Source organism: Gordonia amarae NBRC 15530 (genome assembly GCF_000241345.1).
Taxonomy (GTDB): domain Bacteria; phylum Actinomycetota; class Actinomycetes; order Mycobacteriales; family Mycobacteriaceae; genus Gordonia; species Gordonia amarae.
In genome coordinates this window covers 119,080-129,312 of sequence record NZ_BAED01000004.1, presented here as the reverse complement: position 1 = coordinate 129,312, position 10,233 = coordinate 119,080, and the positions used below count along the sequence as shown (strand labels likewise).

Genomic DNA, 10,233 nt, shown 5'->3' with positions numbered 1-10,233 from the left:
TTCGGTGAACTGATCCCCTCCGGCGGGGCCATCGAGGCCACCATCGACGCCGAACGGGGCGCCGCCCGCCTGCGGCGGTTCGCGATCAACACCGATCGTGGCGTGGTGTTCGGCGATCCCGACACCGTCGAGGTCCTAGCCTGATTAATTGTCGGGGCCTGATTTGTTGGCTGGGCCTGATCGGTTGGCTGGCCTGATCGGTTGTCAGGACCAGACCTGTCACGGGAACCTTCCGGCCCCGCACGGCGTTGACACCTGCGTGTGGTGAACACGCGGCGACTCGTCGTCTCGTGTTGCCGTGCGTACTCGCGCAGCCGTGCGCGTACGGAGTCTTGTCGTGCGCGTACCATTGCCGGGTACTTGTCTGAGCCCCAAGCGGTCGGCCGAACCCACGTGGCCGACTCCGCCGGGCGGTTGACCAAGCGTTTGAGAGGAACAATTTATGGCTGATCGAGTACTTCGCGGTAGCCGCCTCGGTGCGGTGAGCTACGAGACCGATCGCGACCACGATCTTGCGCCGCGCCGGATCGTCCAGTACCGCACTGACAACGGTGAGATCTTTGACGTGCCGTTCGCCGACGACGCGGAGGTTCCGTCCAAGTGGCCCTGCAAGAACGGCATGGAGGGCACGATCCTTGAGGGCGCCGAGCCCGACGAGAAGAAGGGCAAGCCGCCGCGCACCCACTGGGACATGCTTCTCGAGCGTCGTTCCGAGGAAGACCTGCAAGTGCTGCTCAACGAGCGCCTCGAACTGCTCAAGCAGCGCCGTCGCGGCGTGACGGGCTGACAGGATCCACCCGAACGGGCATCAACACACAAATCGGGCAGCATCAACACACAATGCCGGTGACCATCGAGGTCACCGGCATTGTGTGTTCCGGATGTGCGCGTGCGAGGTCAGCGGCGGCGCAGGCGGGTCATGCGGCTGGCCACACCCCACCGGGCCACCATCATGAACGCCTCGGTCATCACCCCGCCGTCCATCTTGGATTCGCCCACCTCGCGTTCCGTGAACGTGATCGGCACCTCCCGGACGTCGAAACCGGCCTGCACGGTGCGCCAGGCCAGGTCGATCTGGAAGCAGTACCCGGCCGACTCGACAGTGCCGAGGCTGATCGTCTCCAGCACCTCACGCCGGTAGGCGCGGAACCCGGCGGTGATGTCGTGGATGTGAGCACCCAGCGCCAGCCGCGCGTAGGTGTTGGCGCCGCGCGAGAGCCACTCGCGGCGCTTGGGCCAGTTCACCAGGCGACCACCGGGCACATACCGGGAACCGATCACCAGGTCGGCGCCGTCGTTGATCGCCGCCAGCAGGGAGCCGAGTTGTTCGGGTGCGTGGGAGCCGTCCGCATCCATCTCGATGATCACGTCGTAGGTGCGCGCCAGACCCCACCCGAACCCGGCCAGATACGCCTTGCCCAGGCCGTCCTTGGCGGTGCGGTGCAGCACGTGCAGGCGGTGGTCGGCGTCGTCGGCGGCGAGCTGATCGGCGAGTTCACCCGTCCCGTCCGGGCTGGAGTCGTCGACGACCAGCACATGGATCCCGGGCAGGGCCTGGTTGAGCCGGCCGATGATGCCGGGCAGGTTGTCCTTCTCGTTGTAGGTCGGGATGACCACCAGCGCCCGCGCTCCGTCCGCCGCGACCACCTCGGCGTGCCGGTCGTCTCCGCCCGGCTGACTGCCGGTGGTGGCGCTATCTGGTGATTCCATCGATCTCCTCGGATGTGGTGTCCGCACTCTCCCGGCGGTCGCCTGCGGTGTCCATCCCGGGGATGGGAAACCTCTGGGAGAATCTAGTACGCCGCGCGATCGCAAACAAAAATGCTGCGACTGCGATCACAACGGCGATCGTCTGCGGGAGGCCACCGAGCCGGGTCGCGATGGTCGTGTCCGAACGCAGCGCCAGATGCGCGGTGAGGGTGGCCGGGGTGAAGAAGCCGGACTCGGACTCGATCATGCCGTCGGCGCCGATGATCGCGCTCACCCCGCTGGTGGCGGCCACCACCACCGAACGGCCGTGTTCGACGGCCCGCACCTGCGACATCGCCAGTTGCTGGTAGGTCATGTTGGTGCGGCCGAAGGTGGCGTTGTTGGTGGGTACGAACAGGAACTCCGCGCCATCGTTGACCGCCTTGCGCGCCGAGCGGTCGAATGCGACCTCCCAGCAGGTGGAAACGCCGACGCGAACCGAGCGGCCGTGGATTGGCACGTCGACGGTGCCCGGCCCGGTTCCGGCCCGGAAGTTTCCGGCCATGTCCGCGTACGAGGAGAACAGCCTGAAGAATCCGCGCCACGGCAGGTACTCGCCGAAGGGCTGGATGATGTGCTTGTCGTAACGGTCGACCGGTCCGCGTCGCCCATCCCAGACGAGCACCGAGTTGCTGGGCCGCCCGTCGTCGTCGCGCAGGACGGTGCCCACCAGGATCGGTGCGTTGACCGCTTCGGAGGCGTCGGTGATCTCCGTGGCCGCGTCGGGGTTGGTCAGCGGTGAGATGTCCGAGGCGTTCTCCGGCCACAGCACCAGGTCCGGTGCCGCCGTCGCGCCCCGGTGGACGTCGGCGGCGTAGCGTTCGGTCTCGGTCGCATGATTGTCGAGGACCGCTCTGCGCTGGGCGTTGAAATCGAGCCCCAGCCTGGGCACATTGCCCTGGATCGCGGCGACGTTGACGGTCGACCCGGACACTGTCCGGTCGACGGTGTCGGGGGTGACCAGGATCGCGCTGAGCGGACCCAGCAGGGTGAGCACGGCAGCCACGGCGGCCCAGGTGAGGGTGTCCGAACGCCGCCGCTCCGGCTCCACAGATGCATCATCGGCACGTACCCTGGTCCGCACCGAGGCCACGACGATCAGGACGAACCAGGCCCCCGCCGACCCGAACAGGGCCACGGCACCGGACAGCCCGGGCGCCCCGAGGATCGACGCCAACGGCAGCAGCGGCCCGTCGACCTGGCTGAACGCGGTTCGGCCCCACGGGAATCCGCCGAACGGGAACGACGAGCGCACCGCCTCCACCAGAATCCACGACAAGGTGAACCAGACCGGTGGCACCGGCAGCCGCATCGTCACCGTCGCGATCACCCCGAACAGGGCAAGGTAACCGGCCATGACCGTGGCCAGCGCCAGCCACGGCAAGGGCCCCACGTATTCACCGATCCACGGCAACAGGGGCACGAAGAAGCCGAGTCCGAACACGAAACCGATCCAGGCGCCCGTGCGTACCCGGGGGCGGTCCACCACGAGCAGCGCGTAGAGCACCGCCAGCGAGATGACCGACAGATACCAGGACGCCCGGGGCGGGAACGCCAGGAACATCCCGGCGCCGGCGACGATCGCGAGTGCGGTGCGGATCAGCCAGAGCTTCCGGTCGGCGGGCGCCCACTCCCGCAGGCGCGTCACCGGCCCGCGCCGGCCGGCGGCACCGTCAGCGGACGGGGTCTCACACTCCGCGCCGCTCAACCGGTCGTCTCCGCCGAGTACACCGGGATGCCGTCGCGGAAGGTCTGCACACAGCGCGGCAGGGTGGCCTCCGGTGATACGTCCGGCAGCGCCGGCACCCGGGCACGCGGATCCGTCGACCAGCGTTGCACCCCGGCGTGTGAACCGACGACGACGAGATCCTCGGCCTCCCAGATCGCGAAGTGCGCGGGGGCGCCGGGTACGAGGGTTCCGGTGAGGCCGTCGTTGATTCCGCCCGCACGCCAGCCGCCGCGGGTGGTGGCGGCGAACGCCGCCCGCGCGGAGATCGCGTTGCGCGGCTGATGATGGTGCACGGCGGCCCTGATGGTGGCCCACGGGTCGATGCCGGTGACCGGCGCATCGGAGGAGAACGACAGCGCGACACCGACTTTGGCCAGGGCGCCGAAGTCGTTCAGGCTCGCCGCCCGGTCGGCGCCGAGCCGCTGCTCGTACAGGTCGCCGGGTCCGCCCCACGCGGCGTCGAACTGCGGCTGCATGCTGGCGACGACGCCGCAGCGGGCGAGGATGTCCATGTCGTGCGCGGAGATCATCTCGGCATGCTCGAGCCGGTGCGCGCACCGGGCGAGTGCGGGGGTGCCGAATTCGGCGGCCACCTCACCGAACGCCGTGGCCACCGACGCGGCCGCGGCGTCGCCGATGACATGGAAGCCCGCCTGCACGCCTGCTACCGTGCAGGCGGCGATGTGCCCGCGGACGGTGTCGTGGTCGACGTATTCGATGCCGCTCAGGTCCGGGGCGTCGGTGTAGGGCTGCGACAGCCACGCGGTATGCGAGCCGAGTGCCCCGTCGACGAACAGGTCACCACCGAGGGCGTCGGCGCGCAGGGACCGCATGAGTGCCGTGGCCTCCTCGGCGTCGGCGACCGCCTCACCCCAGTAGCGCCGCACCGACACCGGGTGGTCGAGGTCGGCGATCGCGAGGAAGTCTGCGCTGCCGCTGATGTCGGGTCCGCCGTTCTCATGGACGGCGACGACCCCGACGGAGGCGGCGTGATCGAGGGCGCGCACCTGCGCACGGCGACGCTGTCCGGCACTGAGCAGTGTCCGGGCCGCACCGCGCACCAGGTGGTGGGCCTCGGCCACGAGCGGTTCGGCGGGATGGAATCCGGTCGCGCCGGCCAGCTCCGGCACCCGGTCACGCAGTGCCGACGAGGCAACCGCCGAATGTTCGTCCACGCGGGCCAGGTACACGGGCCGATCACCGACGACGGTGTCGATCTCGGCGGTGGTCGGGAAGCGTCCCTCGCCGTGTGCCGTGGCATCCCAGGCGGAGTCGTCCCACCCCGTCCCCCAGATCAGTTCGCCGGGCGCGGCCGCGGCGTGCGCGGTGGCGAGCAGTGCCAGGCAGTCGCTGCGGGATGTCGCCGAGGTGAGGGTGAGTCCGGAGAGGGCGAGACCGGTGGAGGTGAGGTGGACATGCGAGTCGACGAATGCCGGCGCCACGAAACGGTCCTGGAGGGGGATGATGCGTGCGTCCGGGTGCAGGGCCCGGCCCACGTCGTCGCTACCCACCCAGACGACAATGCCGTCGGTGACGGCCAGCGCGGTCGCGTCGGGTGCTGCGGAGGAGTACACCGCACCACCCACATAGAGATCAGTAGCCACGATCGTCCAGTCTGCCTGACGGTGATCGGCGAGGCTATCTGCCCTGGCTAAGGCGACCCCCACCGCCGGCGCAGGAATCGGACAAACGCCGCCGATGTGGGTGTCGTGGGCCGGAGCGGCCACGGCACCGACCGAAAACCGTTAGCGTCGGTAAGTAGTGTGGCCGACGGGCGGCCGCGATCGGAGGAGCGAGATGTCACCGACTACATCAGAGACCTGCCGGACCAGCCGGGCACCTAGGTCCAGAAGCCGGCGGATCGCGACGGCGGTGGTGGCGGCCGCCGCCGCGACCGGCCTGATCGGCACCGGTCAGGCGCAGGCCGCACCGAAGACGGTGACAGTTCGTCCCGCCCTGCAATTCGGCTTCGACTCGTTCGCGCCGGGATATCGTGCCATCACCAGTTCAACGGTCACCTACGACAAGACCGCGGGTTATGTGAAGGTCGTGATCCGCCATCGCGCCGCTCTGCCGGGGAACGTCTCGCAGTCCGAAAGTGCCGACCTGCCGATGCTGTCGACGGCCCAGACTTTTCAGCGCGGTACCAGCCCCCACGCGATCACCGTCGGCGGCGACTGGGTTCCGGGTAAGAAGGCGACGGGCCGCTACTGTGTCACCGACGACTTCGGCGCGGAGGACTGTGGACCTGTCACCCTGTCCCGTCGTGGTTCGACGGTGACCATGATCGCTCGGGGCCCGCAGCTGAAGAACCAGCCTGCTCGCTACCTCTCCGTGGACTCGCGGGACCCGGCTGGGTGTGAGTCCAGTTGCCCACCCGCGGGGAAGATCTCCGAACGCCGCGTCAACCTGGGCTAGCGGCCGGGCGTCAGTGCGCGCTACCCCGCGGCAGGCTCCGCATCGTCTCCGGATCCTGGCCCGGGGTCGCGACGGTGTCGGCGTACTGGACATCCCCATCCAGCACCACTCCGTCGATCACGTCGGCACCGCGGGTGCGGTCGGCGGCGAAGAAGCCCACCGAGTACAGGCCCAGCCGGTCCATCGAGGCGTTGAAGCGCCGGGTTCCGTAGGCGGTGACCGCCGGCCGGGCCAGCTTGCGCACCGGCGGTGCCAGCAGGGTCATGCCGACCACCGTCGACACCACGCCCGGCACGAGGAGCAGCGCGGCGGCCAGTGCCGTCAGCCCGGTGTCGGCCATCGCAGGCAGCGGGTCGATCTCGTTGCGGGATGCGCGCCGCAGGTCGGCGACCAGTGTGCGGCCGTGCCTGCGCAGCACGATCAGCCCGAGGGTGAATACCGTCAGCCCGGCCAGCACCGCCCAGCCGAAGCCCAGCAGGTGGATCGCCAACGCGAAGGCGGCGATCTCCACCACCGCGTAACCGAGAACCATCGCAAGTCGCATCAGAACCGGACCTGTCCTCTCCGTGGGTGCTGTTCGGTCGTTCCGGATGCACCCGTCGAAGAGTTCAACGCACGGGTGTCCGGATTTTCTCCCGATCGTCCTGTGAAGTCGCTGTGATCTGCCCGGCCGGTCAGTCCACGCTGTCGCGGCCCTCGATGTCGCCTTCGGCCTCGACGTAGATGCGGCGCAGTTCCGCGAGCATCTCGGCGGGCGGTTCGTGCCACATCTCGCGCTGAGCGGCTTCGAGGAGTCGTTCGGCGATGCCGTGCAGCGCCCACGGGTTGGACTGCCGCATGAATTCCTGGTTGGCCTCGTCGAGCACGTACGACTCGGTGAGCTTTTCGTACATCCAGTCGGCGACGACGTCGGTCGTGGCGTCGTACCCGAACAGGTAGTCGACCGTGGCGGCCATCTCGAAGGCGCCCTTGTATCCGTGCCGCTGCATCGCCGAGATCCAGCGCGGGTTGACCACGCGGGCCCGGAACACGCGGCTGGTCTCCTCCGACAGGGTGCGGGTGCGCACTGCGTCGGGGCGGGTGGAGTCACCGATGTAGGCCTCGGGGTCCTTGCCGGTGAGCGCGCGGACGGTGGCGACCATGCCGCCGTGGTACTGGAAGTAGTCGTCGGAGTCTGCGATGTCGTGTTCGCGGGTATCGGTGTTCTTGGCGGCCACCGCGATCCGGCGGTAGGCGGATCGCATGTCGTCGACCGCGGGCACGCCGGCGAGGTCGCGGCCGTAGGCGTAGCCACCCCATTCGGTGTAGACGCGGGCCAGGTCCTCGTCGCTGCGCCACTCACGGGAGTCGATCAGTTGCAGCAGTCCCGCACCGTAGGTGCCGGGTTTGGACCCGAACACCCGTGTCGATGCCCTGCGCCTGTCGCCGTGTTCGGCGAGCGAAGCGCGCACGTGGGCGGCGACGAAGTTCTGCTCGTCGGATTCGTCGGCATCGGCGGCGAGCGCGACGGCGTCGTCGAGCATGGTGACCACGTGCGGAAACGCGTCGCGGAAGAACCCGGAGATGCGGACGGTGACGTCGATGCGCGGACGGCCGAGCTCTTCGAGGCCGATCAGTTCCAGGCTCGACACGCGCCGGGACATCTCGTCCCACACCGGCATCACACCGAGCAGGGCGAGGACCTCGGCGATGTCGTCGCCGGAGGTGCGCATGGCGCTGGTCCCCCACACCGACAGACCCACCGAGCGGGGGTATTCGCCGTGATCGGCCAGGTAGCGCTCGAGCAGCGAGTCGGCCATCGCCCGGCCCGTCTCCCACGCCAGGCGTGACGGCACCGCCTTGGGGTCCACGGAGTAGAAGTTGCGGCCGGTGGGCAGCACGTTGATCAGGCCGCGCAGCGGCGAGCCGCTGGGCCCGGCCGGGATGAAGCCGCCGTCGAGGGCATGCAGCACGCGGTCGATCTCGACCGAGGTCTGCCGCAGCCGGGGCACCACCTCGGTGGCGGCGAAGGTGAGGATGTCGGCGACGGCCTCGGGATGGCCGTCGGCGGCGGTGGCCACGGCCTCGGCGGACCAGTCCCCCTTGGCGCAGGTGGTGACCAGGCCGCGGGCGACGGTCTCGAACTCGTCGACCTCGCTGCGGGCCGCGGACCCGTCCTCGGTGAGCCCGAGTGCCTCGCGCAGGCCGGGCAGCGCCGAGGTGCCACCCCACAGCTGGCGGGCGCGCAGCATCGCCAGCACCAGGTCGGTTTCGGTGTCCGCATCGGGGGCCTGCCCGAGCACGTGCAGACCGTCACGGATCTGGACGTCCTTGATCTCGCACAGCCAGCCGTCGACATGCAGCAGCATGTCGTCGAACACATCCTCGTCGGGACGTTCGGCCAGGCCCAGATCGTGGTCCATCTTGGCGGCGGTGAGCAGCGTCCAGATCTGCTGACGGATCGCCGGCAGCTTCGACGGGTCGAGCGTCGAGACGTTGGAGTGCTCGTCCAGGAGCTGCTCGAGACGGGCGATGTCGCCATACGATTCGGCGCGCGCCATCGGCGGGATCAGGTGGTCGATGAGCACCGCGTGGGCGCGGCGTTTGGCCTGCGTGCCCTCCCCCGGATCGTTCACCAGGAACGGATAGATCAGGGGCAGGTCACCGAGGGCGGCGTCGGTGCCGCAGTCCGCCGACATGCCGAGCGTCTTGCCGGGCAGCCATTCGAGGTTTCCGTGCTTGCCGACGTGGACCACTGCGTCGGCCCCGAACCCGGTCGTGTCGTCGTACCCGGCGACCCAGCGGTAGGCGGCCAGGTAGTGATGCGAGGGCGGCAGATCCGGGTCGTGGTAGATGGCGACAGGGTTCTCACCGAAGCCGCGCGGCGGCTGCACCAGGATCGCGATGTTCCCGAAAATCATTGCGGCGATGACGATATCGCCGTCAGGATTGGTGGATCGGTCGACGAACAGTTCGCCCGGTGCCCGGCCCCAGTGCTTCTCGACGCCCTCGCGCAAGTCGTCGGGAAGGGTGGCGAACCATCGGCGGTAGCCGTCGGCCGAGACGCGAATGGGGTTGGCGGCCAATGCTTCTTCGGTCAGCCAGTCGGCATCCTGCCCGCCCTTGGCGATGATCGCGTGGATGAGCGCATCCGAATCGTCTTCTGCCAGACCGGGAATCTCGCCGTCCGCGCCGATGTCGTAGCCGGCCTCCCCCAGCGCCGACAGCAGCCGCAGCAGGCTGCGCGGGGTGTCCAGGCCCACGGCGTTGCCGATGCGGGCGTGTTTGGTGGGATATGCCGACAGCATGATCGCGACCTTGCGGTCGGCGGGTGTACGCTTCCGTAGCCGCGCGTGGGCGACGGCGATACCGGCGACGCGGGCGCAGCGTTCGGCGTCGGGCTGATACCAGGGCAGGCCGTTCTCATCGAACTCCTTGAACGAGAACGGGACCGTGATGATGCGGCCGTCGAATTCGGGGACCGCCACCTGGGTGGCCACATCCAGCGGCGACAGACCGTCATCGTTGGATGCCCAGTTCTCGCGTGAGCCGGTCAGGCACAGGCCCTGCAGGATCGGGATGTCGAGGGCGGCGAGGCGTTCGATGTTCCACGCCTCGTCGTCCCCACCCGCCGACGCTGCGGCCGGGGTGGATCCGCCCGCCGCGAGGACGGTGACGACGAGCGCGTCAGTGGTGCAGAGCAGGTCGATCAGCTCGTCGGGTGCGGTACGCAGCGACGCGCAGTAGATGGGCAGCGCGCGGGCACCTTTGGCCTCGACTGCCGCGCACAGAGCGTCGACGTAACGGGTGTTGCCCGCCAGATGCTGGGCCCGGTAGTAGAGGACGCCGATGGTGGGCGCACCGTCGGGCGCCTCGGCGGTCGCGGTGCGTTCGAGCACACCCCACCCGGGTGTCTGCTGGGGCGGTTCGAAGCCGTGGCCGGTGAGCAGGACCGTGTCGGACAGGAAGTGATGCAGATTGGCGAGGTTCTCGACGCCGCCGGCGGCGAGATAGTTGTGCGCCTCGGCGGCCACACCGGCCGGGACCGTCGACACCGCCATCAGATCAGGGTCGGGCTGCTGCTCCCCCGACAGCACCACCAGCGGCTTGTCGAGCGCGACGGCCGCGGCCAGACCGTCCTCCCAGGCCCGGACGCCGCCGAGGATGCGTATCACCACCAGATCTGCGCCGTCGGCCAGTCCGGCCAGATCATCGACGAGGATGCGGGCGGGGTTTGCCACCCGGTACTCGGCCCCGGACGCCGAGGCGGTGATGAGGTCGGTATCGGAGGTCGACAGCAGCAGGATCATGGCTCTCCTCACCGGGAAGCGCGCCCGGAGCGTTCGGTCAGTACGCGC

At 69.2% G+C, this 10,233-nt stretch carries 7 protein-coding genes; 2 read left to right on the top strand and 5 right to left on the bottom strand.

The window, feature by feature from the left end; translation table 11 throughout:
* The first annotated feature begins 442 nt into the window (after positions 1-442).
* Positions 443-787, top strand: a complete 345-nt coding sequence (locus tag GOAMR_RS01755) for an RNA polymerase-binding protein RbpA (RefSeq protein ID WP_005181940.1) — start codon at positions 443-445, stop codon at positions 785-787.
* Between the two features lie 110 nt (positions 788-897).
* Here GOAMR_RS01755 and GOAMR_RS01750 read toward each other — a convergent pair whose 3' ends face one another.
* The 3 genes from GOAMR_RS01750 to GOAMR_RS01740 form a co-directional block, all read right to left on the bottom strand.
* The gene (locus tag GOAMR_RS01750; protein WP_005181938.1) at positions 898-1,710 is read right to left on the bottom strand and encodes a polyprenol monophosphomannose synthase; all 813 of its coding nucleotides are present in this window, start codon (positions 1,708-1,710) and stop codon (positions 898-900) included.
* Entirely contained in the window at positions 1,694-3,313 is a 1,620-nt protein-coding gene (gene lnt / locus GOAMR_RS01745) for an apolipoprotein N-acyltransferase (protein ID WP_083836801.1), read from the bottom strand. The genes GOAMR_RS01750 and lnt overlap by 17 nt, the downstream gene beginning before the upstream one ends.
* 140 nt (positions 3,314-3,453) lie before the next feature.
* Positions 3,454-5,082, bottom strand: coding sequence for an amidohydrolase (locus tag GOAMR_RS01740; protein WP_005181932.1), 1,629 nt, complete (start codon positions 5,080-5,082; stop codon positions 3,454-3,456).
* Positions 5,083-5,350: 268 nt separating this feature from the next.
* Here GOAMR_RS01740 and GOAMR_RS01735 point away from each other — a divergent pair, with 268 nt between their 5' ends.
* The gene (locus GOAMR_RS01735; protein WP_005181918.1) at positions 5,351-5,896 is read left to right on the top strand and encodes a hypothetical protein; all 546 of its coding nucleotides are present in this window, start codon (positions 5,351-5,353) and stop codon (positions 5,894-5,896) included.
* A 10-nt stretch (positions 5,897-5,906) separates the two neighbouring features.
* On the opposite strand, the gene GOAMR_RS01730 is transcribed toward GOAMR_RS01735, so the two are convergent.
* Both GOAMR_RS01730 and cobN read right to left on the bottom strand, forming a co-directional pair.
* The gene (locus tag GOAMR_RS01730) at positions 5,907-6,440 is read right to left on the bottom strand and encodes an FxsA family protein (protein ID WP_083836800.1); all 534 of its coding nucleotides are present in this window, start codon (positions 6,438-6,440) and stop codon (positions 5,907-5,909) included.
* A gap of 130 nt (positions 6,441-6,570) precedes the next feature.
* Positions 6,571-10,185, bottom strand: a complete 3,615-nt coding sequence (cobN, locus tag GOAMR_RS01725) for a cobaltochelatase subunit CobN (RefSeq protein ID WP_005181911.1) — start codon at positions 10,183-10,185, stop codon at positions 6,571-6,573.
* Positions 10,186-10,233: the final 48 nt, after the last annotated feature.

Coding starts and splice junctions, on each gene's coding strand:
- GOAMR_RS01755 (WP_005181940.1), top strand. CDS start 443: ATGGCTGATCGAGTACTTCGCGGTAGCCGCCTCGGTGCGGTGAGCTAC.
- GOAMR_RS01750 (WP_005181938.1), bottom strand. CDS start 1,710: ATGGAATCACCAGATAGCGCCACCACCGGCAGTCAGCCGGGCGGAGAC.
- lnt (WP_083836801.1), bottom strand. CDS start 3,313: ATGTTCCTGGCGTTCCCGCCCCGGGCGTCCTGGTATCTGTCGGTCATC.
- GOAMR_RS01730 (WP_083836800.1), bottom strand. CDS start 6,440: ATGCGACTTGCGATGGTTCTCGGTTACGCGGTGGTGGAGATCGCCGCC.
- cobN (WP_005181911.1), bottom strand. CDS start 10,185: ATGATCCTGCTGCTGTCGACCTCCGATACCGACCTCATCACCGCCTCG.